The sequence below is a fragment of the Streptomyces sp. 135 genome (assembly GCF_020026305.1).
Classification (GTDB): domain Bacteria; phylum Actinomycetota; class Actinomycetes; order Streptomycetales; family Streptomycetaceae; genus Streptomyces.
Genome location: NZ_CP075691.1, coordinates 1,655,650 through 1,675,337 on the forward strand (window position 1 = coordinate 1,655,650; position 19,688 = coordinate 1,675,337).

General features: G+C 68.9%; 16 protein-coding genes. 3 read left to right on the forward strand and 13 right to left on the reverse strand.

The genetic code is table 11. The features are described from left to right. Nucleotides 1-34: 34 nt before the first annotated feature. From prcB to arc, 5 genes are all read right to left on the reverse strand, one after another. The gene (gene prcB, locus KKZ08_RS07415; RefSeq protein WP_223773678.1) at nucleotides 35-880 is read right to left on the reverse strand and encodes a proteasome subunit beta; all 846 of its coding nucleotides are present in this window, start codon (nucleotides 878-880) and stop codon (nucleotides 35-37) included. Further along, nucleotides 832-1,437 carry an endonuclease VII domain-containing protein gene (locus KKZ08_RS07420; protein WP_223773679.1) on the reverse strand — a complete coding sequence of 202 codons (606 nt, stop codon included), beginning with the start codon at nucleotides 1,435-1,437 and terminating at the stop codon, nucleotides 832-834. The genes prcB and KKZ08_RS07420 overlap by 49 nt, the downstream gene beginning before the upstream one ends. Nucleotides 1,438-1,442: 5 nt before the next feature. Continuing rightward, nucleotides 1,443-1,661, reverse strand: coding sequence for a ubiquitin-like protein Pup (locus tag KKZ08_RS07425; protein ID WP_223773680.1), 219 nt, complete (start codon nucleotides 1,659-1,661; stop codon nucleotides 1,443-1,445). Between the two features lie 123 nt (nucleotides 1,662-1,784). Then, nucleotides 1,785-3,296: a depupylase/deamidase Dop gene (gene dop / locus KKZ08_RS07430; RefSeq protein WP_223773681.1), complete on the reverse strand. Its 1,512-nt coding sequence runs from the start codon at nucleotides 3,294-3,296 to the stop codon at nucleotides 1,785-1,787. A 213-nt stretch (nucleotides 3,297-3,509) separates the two neighbouring features. Further along, nucleotides 3,510-5,276: a proteasome ATPase gene (arc, locus tag KKZ08_RS07435; protein WP_223773682.1), complete on the reverse strand. Its 1,767-nt coding sequence runs from the start codon at nucleotides 5,274-5,276 to the stop codon at nucleotides 3,510-3,512. Nucleotides 5,277-5,529: 253 nt separating this feature from the next. Between arc and KKZ08_RS07440 the strand changes: the two genes are divergently transcribed. Continuing rightward, entirely contained in the window at nucleotides 5,530-5,844 is a 315-nt protein-coding gene (locus tag KKZ08_RS07440; protein ID WP_223773683.1) for a ferredoxin, read from the forward strand. A gap of 16 nt (nucleotides 5,845-5,860) precedes the next feature. Here the strand turns inward: KKZ08_RS07440 and KKZ08_RS07445 are convergent, their stop codons facing one another. From KKZ08_RS07445 to KKZ08_RS07460, 4 genes are all read right to left on the reverse strand, one after another. After that, complete coding sequence (locus KKZ08_RS07445) at nucleotides 5,861-6,448, reverse strand: hypothetical protein (protein ID WP_223773684.1); 588 nt, start codon at nucleotides 6,446-6,448, stop codon at nucleotides 5,861-5,863. A gap of 214 nt (nucleotides 6,449-6,662) precedes the next feature. Further along, the gene (locus KKZ08_RS07450; RefSeq protein ID WP_223773685.1) at nucleotides 6,663-7,565 is read right to left on the reverse strand and encodes a tRNA (adenine-N1)-methyltransferase; all 903 of its coding nucleotides are present in this window, start codon (nucleotides 7,563-7,565) and stop codon (nucleotides 6,663-6,665) included. A gap of 47 nt (nucleotides 7,566-7,612) precedes the next feature. Next, nucleotides 7,613-7,837 (reverse strand): cold shock domain-containing protein, encoded by a 225-nt coding sequence (locus tag KKZ08_RS07455; RefSeq protein WP_223773686.1) that lies wholly within the window; start codon nucleotides 7,835-7,837, stop codon nucleotides 7,613-7,615. 57 nt (nucleotides 7,838-7,894) lie between these two features. Next, nucleotides 7,895-9,862 carry a site-2 protease family protein gene (locus tag KKZ08_RS07460; RefSeq protein WP_223773687.1) on the reverse strand — a complete coding sequence of 656 codons (1,968 nt, stop codon included), beginning with the start codon at nucleotides 9,860-9,862 and terminating at the stop codon, nucleotides 7,895-7,897. Nucleotides 9,863-9,931: 69 nt separating this feature from the next. Here KKZ08_RS07460 and KKZ08_RS07465 point away from each other — a divergent pair, with 69 nt between their 5' ends. Both KKZ08_RS07465 and KKZ08_RS07470 read left to right on the forward strand, forming a co-directional pair. Beyond that, nucleotides 9,932-10,813 carry a RecB family exonuclease gene (locus tag KKZ08_RS07465; RefSeq protein ID WP_223773688.1) on the forward strand — a complete coding sequence of 294 codons (882 nt, stop codon included), beginning with the start codon at nucleotides 9,932-9,934 and terminating at the stop codon, nucleotides 10,811-10,813. Nucleotides 10,814-10,827: 14 nt separating this feature from the next. Further along, on the forward strand, nucleotides 10,828-11,499 hold the full coding sequence (locus KKZ08_RS07470) for a response regulator transcription factor (RefSeq protein WP_127912309.1): 672 nt from the start codon (nucleotides 10,828-10,830) through the stop codon (nucleotides 11,497-11,499). Between the two features lie 88 nt (nucleotides 11,500-11,587). Here KKZ08_RS07470 and KKZ08_RS07475 read toward each other — a convergent pair whose 3' ends face one another. The 4 genes from KKZ08_RS07475 to metH all read right to left on the reverse strand — a co-directional run bounded on the left by KKZ08_RS07475 (nucleotide 11,588) and on the right by metH (nucleotide 19,586). Then, the gene (locus KKZ08_RS07475; protein WP_223773689.1) at nucleotides 11,588-13,174 is read right to left on the reverse strand and encodes an ABC transporter substrate-binding protein; all 1,587 of its coding nucleotides are present in this window, start codon (nucleotides 13,172-13,174) and stop codon (nucleotides 11,588-11,590) included. A gap of 78 nt (nucleotides 13,175-13,252) precedes the next feature. Beyond that, complete coding sequence (locus KKZ08_RS07480; protein WP_223773690.1) at nucleotides 13,253-14,860, reverse strand: ABC transporter substrate-binding protein; 1,608 nt, start codon at nucleotides 14,858-14,860, stop codon at nucleotides 13,253-13,255. A gap of 338 nt (nucleotides 14,861-15,198) precedes the next feature. Further along, nucleotides 15,199-15,822, reverse strand: a complete 624-nt coding sequence (locus KKZ08_RS07485; RefSeq protein WP_223778945.1) for an HAD family phosphatase — start codon at nucleotides 15,820-15,822, stop codon at nucleotides 15,199-15,201. A gap of 224 nt (nucleotides 15,823-16,046) precedes the next feature. Further along, a complete protein-coding gene (gene metH / locus KKZ08_RS07490; RefSeq protein WP_223773691.1) occupies nucleotides 16,047-19,586 on the reverse strand; it encodes a methionine synthase in 3,540 nt (1,179 codons plus the stop codon). Nucleotides 19,587-19,688 lie beyond the last annotated feature (102 nt).

Consider the following 19,688-nt stretch of genomic DNA (forward strand, 5'->3'; position numbering starts at 1 on the left):
CAAAAAACTTCAGTCAGTGGCGAATTCGGAGCGATCAGAGCAGCGCGGCGCGCGGGCCGTCCGGCTGTTCCATCCGCTTCTCCAGGATCGAACGCGCGATCGCGGCCGACTCGTCGTCCGTGAGCCGCCGGAACCCCTCGTCGGAGATGACGGTGACAATGGGAAAGATCCGACGAGCCATGTCGGGGCCGCCCGTCGCCGAGTCGTCGTCGGCGGCGTCGTACAGCGCCTGGACGACGAGCGTCGTCGCCTGCTCCTCGGTCAGACCGTCGTGGTACAGCTTCTTCATCGCACCACGCGCGAAGACCGACCCGGAGCCGGTCGCCGCGAACCCGTGCTCCTCGGAGCGGCCGCCCGTGACGTCGTAGGAGAAGATACGGCCCTTCTCGCGGTCCACGTCATACCCCGCGAAGAGCGGCACCACGGCGAGGCCCTGCATGGCCATGCCGAGATTGCCGCGGATCATCGTGGAAAGACGGTTCGCCTTGCCCTCCAGGGAGAGCGTGGCACCCTCCACCTTCTCGAAGTGCTCCAGCTCCAGCTGGAAGAGCTTCACCATCTCCACGGCCAGGCCCGCCGTACCGGCGATGCCCACCGCCGAGTACTCGTCGGCGGGGAAGACCTTCTCGATGTCCCGCTGCGCGATGACGTTCCCCATCGTCGCCCGCCGGTCACCGGCGAGGACCACACCGCCGGGGAACGTCACGGCCACGATGGTGGTGCCGTGCGGAGCCTCGATGACGCCCTTGGTGGGCGGCAGTTGGCGATTGCCCGGCAGGATCTCGGGCTGGTGCTCGGACAGGAAATCCATGAAGGACGACGAGCCAGGCGTCAGGAAGGCAGCTGGTAGACGCCCGGTGCTACGAGGATTGGCTTCCACGAGTTTCCTTCCAGGTAAGCGGTGGCTCGGCGGGTCTTGTCGGGGTCGTCCCCCAACTTGCCGAGGCCTGAGTTGCAGTTGAAGCACAGTACGCCACGGACTTTACCCGTCTCGTGACAGTGATCCACATGGATTGCGGGGGCACTGAGACAGATCACGCAGAGTCCCTTTTGGGCGGCGATCATTTCGTCGCGCTCGGCTTGGGTCATGCCGTACTGGCGCTTGAGGTGACCGGCACGCCCTTCAGCCGCTTTACATGGCTTGCAGCGCGTGGCGAGACCATCCGGAGCCGTGCTGTTGCGATGCCACTCGCTGTGCGGCTTGGTCTCCCCACAGACACGGCACCGCTTGTGTCCGGCTGGCACGCCGCCTCTCTCGTGCACCTTCTTGCCCTTGGCCTCCTGGCGGCGTCGGTAGCGCTGTGCGCCATACTCCGCGACGCACTGCCGACACCGCGTCTGGAGACCGTCTCGTCGGTTTCTGTCCGCCGCGAAGGACTCAAGTGACAGCGCTCGCCCGCACCCCGCGCACTGCTTCCCTCCGACAGAATCGGACATTTAACTCACTGACCACCTTTTTGCACAAAGCTTCGAACGAAGTCCTCGGCGTTCTCCTCGAGCACATCATCGATTTCGTCGAGAACAGAGTCCACGTCATCGTTCAGCTTCTCCTGGCGCTCCTTGAGGTCCTCCGAGGCCTGCGCGTCCTGCGCCTGCTCCTCGGTCTCCTCGGTGGAGCGCGTCGCCTTCTGCTGTCCGCCGCCGGTGTCCTTGGTCGCCATCTACCTCACCCCGCTCGCTCGGTTAGACGTTCTTGATCAGACCCTACAAGCCGGGTCCGACATCGGCCCCGCGTTCGTTCAACGTGCGGGACCCACCTCAGTGATTCCCCCGCCGGTGACCTTTCAGCCGCCGGAGAGCACCCGAACCAGATCCTCTGCCGAGCGGCAGCGGTCCAGGAGCTCCTTGACGTGGTTCCTGGTGCCGCGCAGGGGCTCCAGAGTAGGCACTCGTTGCAGAGAGTCACGGCCGGGCAGGTCGAAGATGACCGAGTCCCAGGAGGCCGCTGCCACGTCGTCCGCGTACTGCTCCAGGCAGCGCCCGCGGAAGTACGCGCGGGTGTCCTCGGGCGGCTTGGTGATGGCCCGCTCGACGTCCGCCTCGTCCAGGAGCCGCTTCATCTTGCCCCGGGCCACCAGACGGTTGTACAGACCCTTCTCGGCCCGTACGTCGGCGTACTGGAGGTCGACGAGGTGCAGCCGCGCGGCGTCCCAGTCGAGGCTGTCGCGGCGGCGGTAGCCCTCCATGAGTTCCCGCTTGGCGACCCAGTCGAGCTCTCCGGAGAGGCTCATCGGATCGCTCTCCAGGCGGCCGAGCACGTCCTCCCAGCGGGCCAGGATGTCCTTGGTCTGCTCGTCGGCGTCGGAGCCGTAGCGCTCCTCGACGTACTTGCGGGCAAGTTCGAAGTACTCCATCTGGAGTTGCACCGCGGTGAGCGAGCGTCCGCTACGGAGCGTGACCAGATGCTGGAGCGTCGGGTCGTGCGAGACCTGGTGCAGGGTGCGCACCGGCTGGTCCACGGCGAGGTCCACGGCGATGAAGCCGTCCTCGATCATGGCGAGGACGAGCGAGGTGGTGCCGAGCTTGAGGTAGGTGGAGATCTCCGAGAGGTTCGCGTCGCCGATGATGACGTGGAGCCTGCGGTACTTCTCGGCGTCCGAGTGCGGCTCGTCCCGGGTGTTGATGATGGGCCGCTTCAGCGTCGTCTCCAGGCCCACCTCGACCTCGAAGTAGTCGGCGCGCTGGCTGAGCTGGAAGCCGTGCTCGTGGCCGTCCTGGCCGATGCCGACGCGTCCGGCGCCGGTGACGACCTGGCGGGAGACGAAGAAAGGCGTCAGGTGGCGCACGATGTCCGAGAAGGGGGTCTCCCGCTTCATGAGGTAGTTCTCGTGCGTGCCGTACGAGGCGCCTTTGTTGTCGGTGTTGTTCTTGTACAGGTGGATCGGCTGGGCGCCGGGGAGCTGGGCCGCCCGGTCGGCCGCCTCGGCCATGATGCGCTCGCCGGCCTTGTCCCACAGGACGGCGTCCAGAGGGTTGGTGATCTCCGGTGAGCTGTATTCGGGGTGCGCGTGGTCGACGTAGAGGCGCGCTCCGTTGGTCAGGATGACGTTGGCGAGGCCGATGTCCTCGTCGGTCAGCTGGCTGGAGTCGGCGGCCTCGCGGGCGAGGTCGAAACCCCGCGCGTCCCGCAGCGGGTTCTCCTCCTCGAAGTCCCAGCGGGCGCGTCGCGCCCGGCGCATCGCCGCGGCGTAGGCGTTGACGATCTGGGATGAGGTGAGCATGGCATTGGCGTTGGGGTGGCCGGGGACGGAGATCCCGTACTCCGTCTCGATGCCCATTACTCGCCGTACGGTCATGCGGCCCTCCTTGCCCGGCGGCGCTCCCCTTCGGGAACGGCGCTCAAGTACCGCTGGTTCTCCGGTGCGTGTGCGGTGCCCGTCCCCGCACTGCGCGACTCGGCGGTATTGAAGAGCCTAGAACGCCTTTGCGCTGGTGGGGAGATCATTGCCTTCATTGAAAAGCAGACGGCTGCGGGTACCCGTGAAGGACACCCGCAGCCGCCCTGCGTTCTACAGGTACTGACCGGTGTTGGCCACCGTGTCGATGGAGCGTCCGGTGTCCGCGCCCTGCTTTCCGGTGACGAGCGTGCGGATGTACACGATCCGCTCGCCCTTCTTTCCGGAGATCCGGGCCCAGTCGTCGGGGTTGGTGGTGTTGGGCAGGTCCTCGTTCTCCTTGAACTCGTCGACGCAAGCCTGCAGGAGGTGGGAGACCCTGATGCCCTTCTGGTTCGCCTCGAGGAAGGCCTTGATGGCCATCTTCTTGGCGCGGCCCACGATGTTCTCGATCATGGCGCCGGAGTTGAAGTCCTTGAAGTACAGGACTTCCTTGTCGCCGTTGGCGTAGGTGACCTCGAGGAAGCGGTTCTCCTCGGACTCGGCGTACATCTGCTCGACGACGGACTGGATCATGCCCTGCACGGTGGCGTGCCGGTCGGCGCCGTGTTCGGACAGGTCGTCGGCGTGCAGTGGGAGCCGCTCGGTGAGGTACTTGGCGAAGATGTCCTTCGCCGCCTCGGCGTCCGGGCGCTCGATCTTGATCTTGACGTCGAGTCGTCCGGGTCGCAGGATCGCGGGGTCGATCATGTCCTCGCGGTTGGAGGCGCCGATGACGATGACGTTCTCCAGCCCTTCCACGCCGTCGATCTCGGCGAGCAGCTGGGGGACGATGGTGTTCTCCACGTCCGAGCTGACTCCGGATCCGCGGGTGCGGAAGAGGGATTCCATCTCGTCGAAGAAGACGATGACGGGGGTGCCCTCGCTCGCCTTCTCACGGGCACGCTGGAAGACCAGGCGGATGTGGCGCTCGGTCTCGCCGACGTACTTGTTGAGGAGTTCGGGGCCCTTGATGTTGAGGAAGTAGCTCTTCCCCGCGGGCTGGCCGGTGACCTCGGCGACCTTCTTGGCAAGGGAGTTGGCGACGGCTTTCGCGATCAGCGTCTTGCCGCAGCCGGGGGGCCCGTACAGCAGCACGCCCTTGGGCGGCCGCAGTTCGTGCTCCTTGAAGAGGTCGGGATAGAGGTACGGAAGCTCGACGGCGTCCCGGATCATCTCGATCTGGCCGCCGAGGCCGCCGATCTTCTCGTAGCTGATGTCGGGGACTTCTTCGAGGACGAGCTCCTCGACCTCGCTCTTGGGTACGACCTCGTAGACGTAGCCGGAGCGGGGTTCGAGCAGGAGGGCGTCGCCGGCGCGGATGGTGACGTCGAGGAGGGGTTCGGCGAGCCGTACCACTCTCTCTTCGTCGGTGTGTCCGACCACCAGGGCTCGGTCGCCGCCTTCAAGGATCTCCTTGAGGGTGACGATGTCGCCGACGCTCTCGTACTCCATGGCCTCGACCACGTTGAGCGCTTCGTTGAGCATTACTTCCTGGCCGCGCTTGAGCTCGTCGAGCTCGACGCTGGGGCTGACGTTCACCCGGAGCTTGCGGCCGCCGGTGAAGATGTCCGCCGTGCCGTCCTCGTTCGCCACGAGGAAGACTCCGAAGCCGGCCGGTGGCTGTGCGAGCCGGTCGACTTCCTCCTTGAGGGCCACGATCTGGTCGCGGGCCTCGCGGAGCGTGTTGGCGAGCCGCTCGTTCTGTGCGGACACGCCGGCCAGGTTGGTCTGCAGCTCGACGATCCGCTCTTCGAGAATCCTCGTATGACGCGGAGAGTCGGCGAGCTTGCGTCGCAGGACGGCGATTTCCTGCTCGAGATAGGCAACCTGACCGGCAGGGTCTTCAGACCCTCGTCCCGGCCGGATGCCGCGGTTGTTGTCGTCGTCGTGGGCTGCCACGGTCCTCACCTCCTCCAAGGGGAGCTGGACGCTTCCAGACCCTACCTGGGTGGGTGTCGATTGAAACCCCTAGATCACAAAGACGAGGGGGTGTGTCCGATCTTCACCCTTGCGCTCTCCCTCACACCAGGTGAATACCCACCCAACAACATCGGAAAGCGGGCGGTTGTATCGTCGAAGCGTTCAACACCCGTCAGAGCTGGCCCGACTTACTCGATGGTCAGGCCGCTCGACGCAGCAACCGGCAGGAGAGATGACCGTGCGGCACGACGCCGAGACCGGCAGTGAGGGCCACGATCTGCTGGAGGTCTGGATCGACCAGGACCTCTGCACCGGAGACGGCATCTGCGCGCAGTACGCGCCCGAGGTGTTCGAGCTGGACATCGACGGCCTGGCCTATGTGAAGAGCGGCCACGACGAGTTGCTCCAGGCCCCTGGGGCCACAACGCCCGTGCCGCTGCCGCTGCTCCGCGATGTCGTCGACTCCGCGAAGGAGTGCCCGGGCGACTGCATCCATGTACGGCGCGTTTCGGACAGGGTCGAGGTCTACGGGCCCGACGCGGAGTGAGCTGGCGCCCGCCGCGTCAGACGCTGCGCGCGCCGGCGGGTGTGGTCCGGGTGAACGCGCCGTCCTTCCACTGCCACTTGGCCGCGTCCTTGCGGTCGGGGCAGCAGCGGGGGACGTCCAGCGAGGAGTAGCCGAGCAGGGTGGCAGTCACGGCGCCGTCACGCACGGCGAAGTCCGTCGTGGTCAGTCCGTCCTTGGGGTCCACGAGGGTGGCGACGACGCGGGGCTTGCCCGTGTCGGGGCGGGTGATCACGTAGACCCCGTCGGGTGGGGTGCCCGATCCCGCCCGGCAGTGGACGACCGCCACCGTCTCGGTCCTGCCGTCGCCGTCGAGGTCGCCGGTGGCCTTCTTCTTCACGGCGGATCCGACGGTGCCACATTCGAGGGGGAAGTCCACGGCGGCGGGGTCGGGTGCGGGGGCCGGGGCGGGTGCGCCCGCGGTGGCCCTGGTGTGTGCCTGGGGCGTCGGCTGGGCGGCGGTCGCCGGGTCGGGCTCCAGGAAGGCGGAGGCCGCGACGACGGCGGCCAGCGCGGCGGCGGTGGCCAGCCAGTGGACGGGGCGGGCGGTGGTGTGTGCCAGTTCCGGGACGGCGGGGTGCTGCACGAGGAAGTGTCTCCTGTGAGGGCTGTGCCGGTGGGATGGCGAGCATCGTGCCATAGGTCACAGTGAGGTGGAACACCGGGGTCCGGGGGTACTCGTAGCTCTTTTGGCACGCGGCTGGTGTTCCGTCAACGAAACGGCGCCGCCGCCGAGTTCCCTGGTCGGTCAGGGAACTCGGCGGCGGCGCCTGCTCATTGGACGGGGTTCGCCGCGCGGGTCAGCGCGGGGTGCCGCCGTCGGCGTTCGGTCCGGAGTAGTCCTCGCCGTACGCGCCCTTGGCGGGGCGGCGGCGGCGCATGGGGGGCTCCACGCCGTCCGCGAGGCGGCGGGCGGTGAGGAGGAAGCCGGTGTGCCCGATCATGCGGTGGTCGGGGCGGACGGCCAGGCCCTCGATGTGCCAGTTGCGGATCATCGACTCCCAGGCGGTCGGCTCGTTGAAGCCGCCGATCTCGCGGATGGACTCGACGGTCCGGGCGAGCTGGGTGGTGGTCGCCACGTAGCAGCAGAGGATGCCGCCGGGGACGAGTGCCTTGGAGACGGCCTCCAGGCACTCCCAGGGGGCGAGCATGTCGAGGATGACGCGGTCGACCTCGGTGTCGCTGAGGTTGTCCTGGAGGTCGCCGACGGTGAGCTGCCAGGCGGGGTGGGGGCCGCCGAAGTAGCGCTCCACGTTCGCCTGCGCGATCTCGGCGAAGTCCTCGCGGCGCTCGTAGGAATGCAGCATTCCCTGGTCGCCGATGGCGCGCAGCAGGAAGCTGCTGAGCGATCCGGAGCCCACGCCCGCCTCGACGACGCGTGCGCCGGGGAAGATGTCGGCGAAGGCCAGGATCTGCCCCGCGTCCTTGGGGTAGACCACGGCGGCGCCGCGGGGCATGGACAGGACGTAGTCGGGGAGCAGGGGGCGCAGCGCGAGGTAGGCGACGTTTCCCGTGGTACGGACAACACTGCCCTCGGGAGCACCGATCAGCTCGTCGTGGGGGAAGGAACCCTTGTGGGTGTGGAAATTCTTCCCGGCTTCGAGCGTGAACGTGTAGTGGCGTCCCTTGGGGTCGGTGAGCTGGACCTGGTCCCCGACCTTGAAGGGCCCGCGACGGCGGGCGGCACCGGTCGGTTCGGACATGTGAACAGCCTACCGGCCGCGCGGGGGGCTGCGGACCATCGCGGAGGTCAGGCGGGCCGGGGCACGATGCTCACGGCGCGGTAGTCGTAGCCGTCCTGTTTGAAGCCGGGGGCTTCCCAGGTGAGGTCCACTCGCTGGCCGGGGGACAGTGTGCGGAAGCCGGTCGCCTGGATGTCGGAGTAGTGGCCGAAGCAGCCGCCGGGCGTCTCGGGGGAGTCGAGCACGCCCCAGCCTTCCTCGTCGCGCCACTCACGGACGGTCGCAGTCACCATGGGCGGCATCCTACGGATGCCGACGGTGGCGGAGTCCGTCCGGGTCCGGGGAGTGGCTCAGGAGGGCCGGGCCATCGCCTTGACGAAGGCGCGTTCCACGTCGGCGGCGGAGAGGACTCCGTAGATCTCTCCGGAGTCCTCGACGACGAGGTACTCGGTGGCGGGCGTGGCCCTCAGGGTGTCGAGCAGCTCCTCCCCCGCGAGTTCGGCGGAGATCCGCATGCCTTCGGTGATGTCCTGGGCGAGGCCGCTGACCGCGACCCAGGGGCGGCGGTGCTGGGGCACGGAGACGATGGCCGCTTCGCGGACGACCGCCATCGGGTCGCCGTCGGGGTCGACGATCACGAGGGCGCGGGCGCCCGCGCCGTTGGCACGGCGCAGCGCCTCGGAGAGGGGGGTGTGGGATTCGACCGGGACCGCGCGGCGGGTCAGGGTGCGGGCGCGGAGTTCGGGCAGGTGTTCGCGCAGGCGGGCCATGCGCAGGCTGTTTCCGGCGCCGGTCCAGATGATGGCGGCGAGGATGGCGGCGAGCAGGGCGTCGGTGACGGTGTCCATGCCGCCGATGTCCTGGGGTTCGCCGCCGAGGGCGCCGGACTGGTTGAGGAGCGGCAGGCCGATCAGTACGGAGATGGCGAGCGCGCGGCCCACCCAGGCGGCGGCGATGGTTCCGCTCATGGGCTTGCCGGTGATCTTCCAGACGACGGCGCGCAGCATGCGGCCGCCGTCCAGGGGCAGGCCCGGCAGGAGGTTGAAGGCGGCGACGATGAGGTTGGAGATCATCAGGCCGGCGAGGAGGACTCCGGGGACGGTGCCGGGCTCGACGGCGCGCATGCCGGCGTAGAAGACACCGGCGAGGATGAGGGAGAGGAGCGGGCCGACGAAGGCGAGGATGAATTCGCGTCCGGGGGTCTCCGACTCCTTCTCGATCTCGGAGACTCCGCCGAAGAACTGGAGCTGGATGCGGCGTACCGGCAGTTTGAAGCGGAGGGCGGCGACGGTGTGGGCCAGTTCGTGGACGAGTACGGAGGCGTAGAAGGCGACGGCGAAGAAGAGCGAGACGAGGTAGCGGGTGGCTCCGAGCTCGGGCAGGACGCGGTCGAGCTGGCCGCCGAAGACCCAGGTGATGAGGGCGGCGACGAGGAACCAGCTGGGCGCGACGTACACGGGCACGCCGAAGGGCCTGCCCATGAGCAGTCCGCCGCCCGGGTTCTTCCGCGTCTTGGGCGGGGTGGGCCCGCCCTTGCCGTCGGCGGCTCCGTAGGCGGCGTCACCGGGGCGGGGTGCGGGCGGGTGCTCGGTGGAGCGGGGCGCGGGGTCTTGGCCGTGACCGGTGGCGTGTGGCGCGGGATCTTGGCCGTGCTCGGTGGCGGGGGGCGCGGCATCCTGGCCGTCCGCGGCGCGCGGGGGCTTGGTCATGGGGACGGCGGGCCGTGCGGGGGGCTGCTGTGGCGTGTCGGTGGCGGGGGCCTGGGCCTTTGCCGGATGACCGGCTGCCGGGGGCGCCTCGTCGACCGTGGGCATCCTGCGCCGGTCGCCAGCCCCGCCGTCCGGAGCCTTTGCAGGCTGACCGGCTACCGCGGCTGCCTCGTCGACCGTAGGCACCCGGCGCCGCTCGCCAGCCCCGCCGTCGTCACCCTGCGGCGACTCCGCCGCAGGGACGGCCGGGCGCGGCGCGGGCTGCTGCGGGGCGGAGGCCGGTCCGCCGGCCGTTGCACCGTCGTCGCCCTGCGAGGGCTTCGCTTCTGGGGAGGTGGGTGGGGTCGGGTCGGGCTGGGCGGGTTTGTCTTCTGCGGGGTTCGTCACAGGGGGGGCCGGTCGGGACGCGGGGTCCGGGTCGACCGGGAGCGTCGGGTGCTGGGGGGTGGCGTCCGGGCGTGGCGGCTCGGGGGAGCCGTCCGTCCCGTTCGGCCGCAGCCCCTCGGCGCCGTCGGACCGCGGCCTGCCGCTCTCGCCGCTTTCGTCCACGATGTCCCCTCGATCGAAGCGTCCCTCGCCCCGGTATGGCGCGATTACCTGCACGATCATGCAGGGCGAGAGGGTCTGCCGTCGATGGTATGCGGCCGTTGTCAGTGACGGGTCGTAGGGTCTGTCCTCATGGAAACCAGCACCGACGGTGCCGCGGCGGCCGTGCGCCCGGCATCCCTGTCACCCTCGCGGGCGGGCGACTTCATGCAGTGCCCCTTGCTCTACCGGTTCCGGGTGATCGACAAGCTGCCCGAGAAGCCGAGCGAGGCCGCCACAAGAGGCACGCTGGTGCACGCCGTCCTGGAGCGGCTCTTCGACGCGCCCGCGAGCGAGCGCACGGCGCCGCGCGCCAAGTCGCTCATCCCCGGCCAGTGGGACCGGCTGCGCGAGACGAAGCCCGAGCTGACCGAGCTGTTCGCCGACGACCCGCAGGGCGAGCGCATGGCGCGGTGGCTGTCGGACGCGGAGAAGCTCGTCGAGCGCTGGTTCACCCTGGAGGACCCGACGCGCCTGGAGCCGGCCGAGCGGGAGCTGTTCGTGCAGGCCGAGCTGGCGTCGGGTCTGAAGCTGCGCGGCATCATCGACCGCGTCGACGTCGCCCCTTCGGGTGACGTCCGCATCGTCGACTACAAGACGGGCAAGGCCCCGCGTCCGGAGTACGCGGAGGGCGCGCTCTTCCAGATGAAGTTCTACGCCCTGGTGGTGTGGCGGCTGAAGGGCGTCGTCCCGCGCCGCCTCCAGCTGGTGTATCTGGGCAGCGGTGACGTGATCACGTACGACCCGGTGGTGGCGGATCTGGAGCGGGTCGAGCGGAAGCTGCTCGCGCTCTGGGAGGCGATCGAGCTGGCGACGGCGACGGGCGAGTGGCGGCCCCGGCCGACGAAATTGTGCGGTTGGTGCGATCACCAAGCCGTATGTCCGGAATTCGGTGGGACTCCCCCGCCGTATCCGCTTCCGGTGAGGGCGCCCGACTCCGCCGAGGGTGAGCAGGGCAGAATGGGCCCGGGCTAGCTAAGGAGAGTTACGTGGCGATCCGCGTCCTACTGGTCGACGACCAGCCGCTGTTGCGCACCGGGTTCCGGATGATTCTGGAGGCCGAGCAGGACATCGCGGTGGTCGGCGAGGCCGGAGACGGCCTGCAGGCTCTCGATCAAGTGCGGGCGCTCCAGCCCGATGTCGTGCTGATGGACATCCGGATGCCGCGGATGGACGGCGTCGAGGCGACGCGGCAGATCACCGGGCCGGGCCGCGACGGTCCGGCCAAGGTCTTGGTGCTGACCACTTTCGACCTGGACGAGTACGTGGTGGAGGCGCTGCGCGCCGGTGCCAGCGGCTTCCTCCTCAAGGACGCTCCGGCGAACGAACTGGTGCAGGCGATCCGCGTGGTCGCCGGTGGCGAGGCGATGCTCGCGCCGAGCATCACGCGCCGCCTGCTCGACAAGTACTCCGCGCACCTGCCGTCCGGTGAGGAGCCGGTGCCGGACACCCTGCACACGCTCACCGACCGCGAGGTCGAGGTCCTGAAGCTGGTGGCCCGCGGCCTGTCGAACGCCGAGATCGCAGCGGACCTCTTCGTGAGCGAGACGACCGTGAAGACCCATGTCGGGCACGTGCTCACGAAGTTGGGCCTGCGCGACCGGGTGCAGGCGGCCGTGTACGCGTACGAGAGCGGGCTGGTGCGCCCCGGCGCGCAGTAGCCCTGGAAACCCGGCTGGAACGACGACGGTGGCCGTCCCCGAGGGGGCGGCCACCGTCGTCGTTACGGTCAGGCGCGGTCAGGTGCCGTCAGCCCTTGCTGATCTCCCAGAAGCGGAAGACCGTGGAGGCGTCCAGGCACGACTCCAGGCCGTAGACGTTGTCCTGGACGACCGCGTACTGCTTGGCCTGCCAGACCGGCAGGACCGGCACCTGCTCGGCCACGATGTCCTGGAGCGCGGAGTACTGCTTGTCGGTCTTGGTGCGGTCGCTCTCGGTCGCCGTGCCGGGGATGATCTTCCCGGTGATCTCGGAGTTCTCGAAGTGGTTGTCGAGGACGTTGCCCTTGCCGAAGAAGGGCTGCGTGAAGTTGTCCGGGTCCGGGTAGTCCGGCACCCAGCCCTTGACGTAGACGCCGTACTTGCCGGCGGCGATGTCCTTCTCGTACTGCTCGAACTCCACGGACTTCACGTCGGCGTCGAAGAGGCCGGACGCGTTGAGCTGCTTGGCGATGGCCTTCAGCTCCTGGTCGGTGGCCGGGCCGTAGCGCGTGGGGGTCGACCAGAGCGTCAGCTTGACCTTGCCGTCGATGCCGGCGCCGCGCAGTGCGGAGGCGGCCTTCGCGCGCTGCGGGCGGGCGCCGTAGGTGTCGAAGAACGCGGTGTTGTGGCCGCCGATGCCCGCCGGGACGATCGAGTACAGCGGCGTGGCCGTGTTCTGGTAGACCTCCTGGACGAGGGCTTCCCGGTCCAGGAGGTAGGCCATGGCCTTGCGCACGCCGAGCTTGCCCGCGACCGGGTCCTTCATGTTGAAGACCAGGTGCTGCACCTCGGCGCTGCTGCCCTCGACGATGTCGACGGCCCGGCCGGCCTCGGAGGTGTCCTGCTCGATGTCCGCGATGTCGGCGGCGGCGAGACCTCGGTAGGCCACGTCGATGTCGTGGTCCAGGAGCGCCTTCTTCAGGCCCTTCTGGTCGCCGTGGAAGAACTTGAGCGCGACACCCTCGTTCTTGACCTTGGCGCTGCCCTTGTAGGAGGAGTTGACGGAGAAGTTCGCCTCCTCCTTGTCGAACGAGTCGAGCTTGTAGGGGCCGGATCCGACCGCCTTGCCGTCCTCGCGCAGCGCGTTCATGTCGTACTCGCGGTGGTCCACGATCGAACCCGCGCCCGAGGCGACCTTGCTGGGGAAGGTCGCGTCGGCGTACTTGAGCCGGAAGACGACGGTCTTGGCGTCCGGGGTCCGGACACTGTCGAGCATCGGGAACATGATCGCCGGGCCGGCGTCGTCGTTGATCTTCCGCATGCGGTCGAAGGAGAACTTGACGTCCTTCGAGGTGAGCTCGTTGCCGTTGCTGAACTTCAGTCCGTCACGCAGCTCACACTTGAAGACCTTCGTCTCCGTGTCCGTGAAGGCACAGCTCTTGGCGGCCTCCGGCTCCGGCTCGGTGGCGCCCTTGGGGAAGCTCAGGAGGGACTGGAAGACGTTGTTGAACAGGAGCCACGACCCGGGGTCGTAGCCGGACGCCGGGTCGGTGGCGAGGACGTCGTCGGACATCCCCATCACGACCGCGTCACCCGTGTCCCCGGCCCCGCCCGACTCGGTTCCGCAGCCGGTCAACAAAGCGGCGGCCAGCCCTCCCGTGAGGGGAAGGGCCAGCCACTGGTTACGACGATTCACTTACGTGCCTTTAGATCTTGGGTTCGTTCGGTGGTTCTCGCAGGGCGCGGAGGCCGGTCGCCTCCTCGCACGGGAGGGTCAGCCGCTGACGCCGCGGCCGAGCTCCCAGAGCTGGAGGCTCGAGGAGGAGTTGAGGGCCCACTCGACGCCCGTGATGTCGTCCCGTGCGGCGATGTACTGCTTGCCCTGCCAGAGCGGCAGGACGGGGACGTCCTCGGCGACGATGTCCTGGATCTTGCGGATGCTCTTGGACGCGGCCAGGCGGTCGGCCTCGCGGCGCGAGGTCGGGATCAGCTGGTCGATGATGTCGGGGTTCGCGTACGGCGAGCCGAGGAAGTTGCCCTTGTCGAGGAAGGGCGCGATGAAGCTGTCGGCGTCGGGGAAGTCGGGGAACCAGCCCATGCCGTAGACCGCGTACTTGCCGTCACGCTCGGCGGGGCGGAACGTGCCCCACGGCACGCCCTTGATCGAGACGTCGAACAGGCCGGAGTCGTTCAGCTGCGTCCGCAGCAGCTCGAACTCCTTCTTCGTCGCGGGACCGTAGTGGTCGGTGGTGTAGTGCAGCGTCAGCTTCACCGGCGTGGAGATGTTCGCCTTGTCGAGCAGCGCGCGGGCCTTGGCCGGGCTCGGGTTGCCGTACTTGTTGAAGAACGAGTTGGCGTGGCCCGTGATGGTGGAGGGCACCAGCGAGAACAGCGGCTCGGCCGTCGGGCCGTACACCGAGGAGGCCAGCGCGCCGCGGTCGATGACCTGCGCCATGGCCTGGCGGACGGCCTTGCTCTTGGCCACCGGGGCGTTGGTGTTGAAGGCCAGGTAACGGATCTCCAGGCCCTGCATCTCGACCAGGTCGATCTTCTTGTCCGAGGAGGCGTCGAGGTCCCTGACCTGCTCGGGCGACATGGTGCGCGCCATCAGGTCGATGTCGCCGTCCTCGAGTGCCTTGCCCATGGACTTGGTGTCGTCGAAGCTGCGCAGCTCCACCTTGTCGCTCTGGGGCTTGAACTCCCCCTTGTACTTGGGGTTCTTGGTGAACACCGTCTTCACCAGGCGGTCGCCGTCGACCTCTTGCTCCGCGATGTACGGGCCGGATCCGGACACCTCGAAGCCGTCGCGCAGCCTGTTCTTGGGGTAGTGGTCCTTGCTGACGATGCCCGCGGTGGGGGTGGCCAGCTTGTAGGGGAACGTCGCGTCCGGCGACTTGAGGTGGAAGATGACCTCTCGGTCACCCTGCGTCTCGATCTCCTCGACGTTCGCCACCAGGGCGTCGGAACCGCTGGGGTCCTTGATCTTGATGTCCCGGACCCGCTCGATGGAGAACTTCACATCGGCCGCGGTCAGCGGCTCGCCGTCGGAGAACGTCAGGCCCTTGCGCAGGGTGCAGGAGTAGCGCTCGTTGCCCGTGTCGGTGAAACCGCACTGCTCGGCGGCCTCGGGCTGCGGGTCGCCACCGGCGCGCGGCAGTGCCATCAACCCTTGGACGGTCTGCCGCAGCAGGCTCCAGGAACCGGCGTCGTAGGCGTACGCGGGGTCGAAGGGTGCCGGCACCTCCTTCGAGATGGCGAACGCGTCCGTGGTGCCGACGGCGATCGCGTCGTCACCGTCTCCGCTGCCCGATCCGCCACATGCGGCGAGAGCGGGGGCGAGCAGACCTACGACAGCCGGCAGCACCAAAGTCTTGCGGTTCATGCTCGACGTTCTCCAGGGCTCTTGGATCCCGTGAATCCCGCAACGCGGGGTGTGGGTTGATGGGGCACGGGGGGTGGGGCGATGTTCTCGCGACGACATTAGTCCGCACCACTTGAGCACCTGTCGGGGTGGGAGCCGGGCCCCAATCACGCAGGGAAACCGGGCGTGGACGCACCGATAACCCAACACCGGAAGGTTTCGCGCATGCTTCCACCAATCGGGACCAAACGTCATGCCCTCAGGGACCCCGGAAGGGGTCGCTGCACACACCGGTCCCAGTGTCGACCCCGGATGGCGTGGGAAACGTCACACTCCGGGACAGGTGTGCGCCGGAGCTGTCACAGGGTCATGAGCCCTTGCAGGAAAGGAAGGTTGACGTGTTCGAGGGAGGGGACGACGGTGCGTCCCGCGGACGGCGGGATGGGGGCGACCGACGGCACGGCGACCACGCGGCAGCCGGCGGCCTCCGCGGCGGCGACGCCGGTGGCGGTGTCCTCGATGACGACGCACCGTGCGGGGTCGGCGCCGATGCCCGCCGCCGCCAGGAGGTAGGGGTCCGGGTGGGGCTTCGTACGGGCCACCTCGTCGCCCGCGACGGTGAGTTCGAAGTGGTGGGCGCCGATCGAGTCGAGGACACGGTCGATGATGCGCCGGTGCGAGGCGGAGACCAGGGCCATCGGGACGTCCTGGGCGGCGAGTTCGGCAAGCAGGCTCGCGGCGCCCGGCATCAGCGGCAGGGAGCGGGAGATGCGCTCCTCGAAGCCGTCGTTGAGCAGCACGGTCAGCTCGTCCAGGGTGATGTCGGCACCCGTGGCCTCGATGAGGAAGCCGGCGCTGCGCGTCATGGGGCCGCCGACGACGACATCGCGCCAGGCCTCGTCGAGGGTGTGGCCGAGGCGGGCGAAGACCTCGGCCTCGGCGTCCCACCAGAAGCCCTCGGTGTCGACGAGCGTGCCGTCCATGTCGAGCAGGACGCCCTGCAGCGCGGCCCCTTCGGCGAGGGGGACGGATGGGGCGAGGGGGGCCGGTGCCTGGGAGCCGACGGAGTGGAGAGGGGTGCCGAGCGCCGGAACCGTACTGGTCATGCGACCACACCTTCCATGAGGGACGAGAAGGCCGGTTGCCCGCTTTTGACGACGAGGCAACCGGCCTGCACTGGACCGACCAGTGTACGACTGTGCTCGGATCAGCGCGCGTTGAAGTACTTCGCCTCCGGGTGGTGGATGACGATCGCGTCCGTGGACTGCTCCGGGTGGAGCTGGAACTCCTCGGAGAGGTGGACGCCGATCCGCTCCGGCTGGAGGAGGTCGGCGATCTTGGCGCGGTCCTCCAGGTCGGGGCAGGCGCCGTAGCCGAGGGAGAAGCGGGCGCCGCGGTACTTCAGATCGAACATGTCTTCGACGTCGGCGGGGTCCTCGCCGCCGAAGCCGAGTTCGGCGCGGACCCGGGCGTGCCAGTACTCGGCGAGTGCCTCGGCCAACTGCACGGACAGGCCGTGCAGTTCGAGGTAGTCGCGGTAGGAGTCGGCGGCGAACAGCTCGGCGGTGGCCTCGCCGATCCTGGAGCCGACGGTGACGACCTGGAGGCCGACGACGTCGGTCTCGCCGGACTCCTCGGGGCGGAAGAAGTCCGCGAGGCACAGGCGGCGGCCGCGGCGCTGGCGCGGGAAGGTGAAGCGGGTGCGCTCCGAGCCGTCGTCGTTGAGGATGATGAGGTCGTCGCCCTTGGACACGCACGGGAAGTAGCCGTGCACGACGGCCGCCTCCAGCAGGTTCTTGGTGTGCAGCTCGTCCAGCCAGCCGCGCAGCCGCGGGCGGCCCTCGGTCTCGACGAGTTCCTCGTACGAGGGTCCTTCGCCGGTACGTGCCTGCTTCAGGCCCCACTGGCCCTTGAAGAGGGCGCCTTCGTCGAGCCAGGAGGCGTACTCCTTGAGCTGGATGCCCTTGATGACGCGGGTGCCCCAGAACGGCGGGGTGGGCACGGGGTTGTCGGTGGCGACGTCGGAGCGGGCGGGCCCCTCGTCCTCGTTGGCCTCCAGGACCGCGGCGGTGGCCTTGGTGGGGACGCGGCGCTGCTTGAGCTCGGGCAGGGTCGCGCCGGGCACGCCGCGCTTGACGGCGATGAGGGCGTCCATCAGGCGCAGGCCCTCGAAGGCGTCGCGGGCGTAGCGGACCTCGCCCTCGTAGATCTCGTGGAGGTCCTGCTCGACGTAGGCGCGGGTCAGGGCGGCGCCGCCGAGGATGACCGGGAAGTCCGCGGCCATCTTGCGCTGGTTGAGCTCCTCCAGGTTCTCCTTCATGATCACCGTGGACTTGACCAGGAGGCCGGACATGCCGATGACGTCGGCCTTGTGCTCCGCGGCGGCGTCCAGGATCGCGGCGACGGGCTGCTTGATGCCGAGGTTGACGACGTTGTAGCCGTTGTTGGAGAGGATGATGTCGACGAGGTTCTTGCCGATGTCGTGCACGTCGCCGCGGACGGTGGCCAGCACGATGGTGCCCTTGCCCTCTTCGCCCTCGACCTTCTCCATGTGCGGCTCCAGGTAGGCGACCGCGGTCTTCATGACCTCGGCGGACTGGAGCACGAACGGCAGCTGCATCTGGCCGGAGCCGAACAGCTCGCCGACGACCTTCATGCCCTCCAGGAGGGTGTTGTTGACGATGTCGAGGGCGGGCGTGTCGGTCAGGGCCTCGTCGAGGTCGGCCTCCAGACCGTTCTTCTCGCCGTCGATGATGCGGCGCTTGAGACGCTCCTCCAGCGGCAGGGCCAAGAGCTCCTCGGCCTTGCCGGCCTTCATCGACTTCGTCGAGACGCCCTCGAACAGCTCCATGAGCTTCTGCAGCGGGTCGTAGCCCTCGGCGCGGCGGTCGTAGATGAGGTCGAGGGCGGTGGTGACCTGCTCGTCGTCGAAGCGGGCGATCGGCAGGATCTTGGAGGCGTGCACGATCGCGGAGTCCAGGCCCGCCTTGACGCACTCGTCGAGGAAGACGGAGTTCAGCAGGACGCGGGCGGCCGGGTTGAGGCCGAAGGAGATGTTGGACAGGCCGAGCGTGGTCTGTACGTCCGGGTGGCGGCGCTTCAGTTCGCGGATGGCCTCGATGGTGTGGACGCCGTCCTTGCGGGACTCCTCCTGACCGGTGCAGATGGTGAAGGTCAGGGTGTCGATGAGGATGTCCGACTCGTGGATGCCCCAGTTGCCGGTCAGGTCCTCGATCAGGCGCTCGGCGACGGCGACCTTGTGCTCGACGGTGCGGGCCTGGCCCTCCTCGTCGATGGTCAGCGCGATCAGCGCGGCGCCGTGCTCCTTGGCCAGGGCGGTGACCTTCGCGAAGCGGGACTCGGGGCCGTCGCCGTCCTCGTAGTTGACGGAGTTGATGACCGCGCGCCCGCCGAGCTTCTCCAGGCCCGCCTGGATGACGGGCAGTTCGGTGGAGTCCAGGACGATGGGCAGGGTGGAGGCGGTGGCGAAGCGGCCGGCCAGCTCGGCCATGTCCTTGACGCCGTCGCGGCCCACGTAGTCGACGCAGAGGTCGAGCATGTGCGCGCCCTCGCGGATCTGGTCGCGGGCCATCTCCACGCAGTCGTCCCAGCGGCCCTCCAGCATGGCCTCGCGGAACTTCTTCGAGCCGTTGGCGTTCGTCCGCTCGCCGATCGCCATGTACGCGGTGTCCTGGCGGAACGGCACCGTCTGGTACAGGGACGCGGCGCCGGGCTCGGGGTGCGGGTCGCGGGCCTGGGGCTGCATGCCGCGTACGCGCTCGACGACCTGGCGCAGGTGCTCGGGGGTGGTGCCGCAGCAGCCGCCGACCAGGGAGAGGCCGTACTCGCGTACGAAGGACTCCTGGGCGTCGGCCAGCTCGGGCGCCGTCAGGGGGTAGTGGGCGCCGTCCTTGCCGAGGACGGGCAGGCCCGCGTTGGGCATGCAGGAGATCGGGACGCGGGAGTGGCGGGCGAGGTAGCGCAGGTGCTCGCTCATCTCGGCGGGGCCGGTGGCGCAGTTCAGGCCGATCATGTCGATGCCCAGCGGCTCCAGGGCCGTCAGGGCGGCGCCGATCTCCGAGCCGAGGAGCATCGTGCCGGTGGTCTCGACGGTGACCGAGCAGATCACCGGGAGGTTCGCGCCGGTGGCGTCCAGGGCGCGGCGGGCGCCGAGGATCGCGGCCTTGGTCTGCAGGAGGTCCTGGGTGGTCTCCACCAGGAGCGCGTCGGCGCCGCCGGCGATCATGCCCTCGGCGTTCTGCTGGTAGGCGTCGCGCAGGGCGGTGTACGGGGCGTGGCCCAGGGTGGGCAGCTTGGTGCCGGGGCCCATGGAACCCAGGACCCAGCGCTGCTGCCCGGTCTTGCCGGTGTACTCGTCGGCGACCTCGCGGGCGATGCGGGCGCCGGCCTCGGAGAGCTCGAAGACGCGCTCGGGGATGTCGTACTCGCCAAGAGCCGCGAAGTTCGCGCCGAAGGTGTTGGTCTCCACGCAGTCGACGCCGACCGCGAAGTACTCCTCGTGCACGGTGCGCACGATGTCGGGGCGGGTGACGTTCAAGACCTCGTTGCAGCCCTCGAGGTTCTGGAAGTCCTCCAGGGTCGGGTCCTGCGCCTGGAGCATCGTGCCCATCGCTCCGTCGGCCACGACCACCCGGGTGGCGAGGGCCTCACGGAGGGCGTCGGCTCGGGTCCTGCTCTCGGACGTGACAGGCGTGGGCTGCGAGGACGGGGTAGGCGACGAGGCCATGAAAGAGCTCCCTGGAGTGCGACGGCTGTCGGCTTTGCGCCTTCTGTTGGAGGGCGCACTCGGCCAGGGTAGCCGGGACCAAGGTCCTGTTGTGAAGGCGTC

Excerpts from the sequence above, each read along its gene's own strand:
- KKZ08_RS07420 (WP_223773679.1), bottom strand. The coding sequence starts at position 1,437 with ATGTCCGATTCTGTCGGAGGGAAGCAGTGCGCGGGGTGCGGGCGAGCG.
- KKZ08_RS07425 (WP_223773680.1), bottom strand. The coding sequence starts at position 1,661 with ATGGCGACCAAGGACACCGGCGGCGGACAGCAGAAGGCGACGCGCTCC.
- dop (WP_223773681.1), bottom strand. The coding sequence starts at position 3,296 with ATGACCGTACGGCGAGTAATGGGCATCGAGACGGAGTACGGGATCTCC.
- KKZ08_RS07440 (WP_223773683.1), top strand. The coding sequence starts at position 5,530 with ATGACCGTGCGGCACGACGCCGAGACCGGCAGTGAGGGCCACGATCTG.
- KKZ08_RS07450 (WP_223773685.1), bottom strand. The coding sequence starts at position 7,565 with ATGTCCGAACCGACCGGTGCCGCCCGCCGTCGCGGGCCCTTCAAGGTC.
- KKZ08_RS07455 (WP_223773686.1), bottom strand. The coding sequence starts at position 7,837 with ATGGTGACTGCGACCGTCCGTGAGTGGCGCGACGAGGAAGGCTGGGGC.
- KKZ08_RS07460 (WP_223773687.1), bottom strand. The coding sequence starts at position 9,862 with ATGATCGTGCAGGTAATCGCGCCATACCGGGGCGAGGGACGCTTCGAT.
- KKZ08_RS07465 (WP_223773688.1), top strand. The coding sequence starts at position 9,932 with ATGGAAACCAGCACCGACGGTGCCGCGGCGGCCGTGCGCCCGGCATCC.
- KKZ08_RS07480 (WP_223773690.1), bottom strand. The coding sequence starts at position 14,860 with ATGAACCGCAAGACTTTGGTGCTGCCGGCTGTCGTAGGTCTGCTCGCC.
- KKZ08_RS07485 (WP_223778945.1), bottom strand. The coding sequence starts at position 15,822 with ATGGACGGCACGCTCGTCGACACCGAGGGCTTCTGGTGGGACGCCGAG.
- metH (WP_223773691.1), bottom strand. The coding sequence starts at position 19,586 with ATGGCCTCGTCGCCTACCCCGTCCTCGCAGCCCACGCCTGTCACGTCC.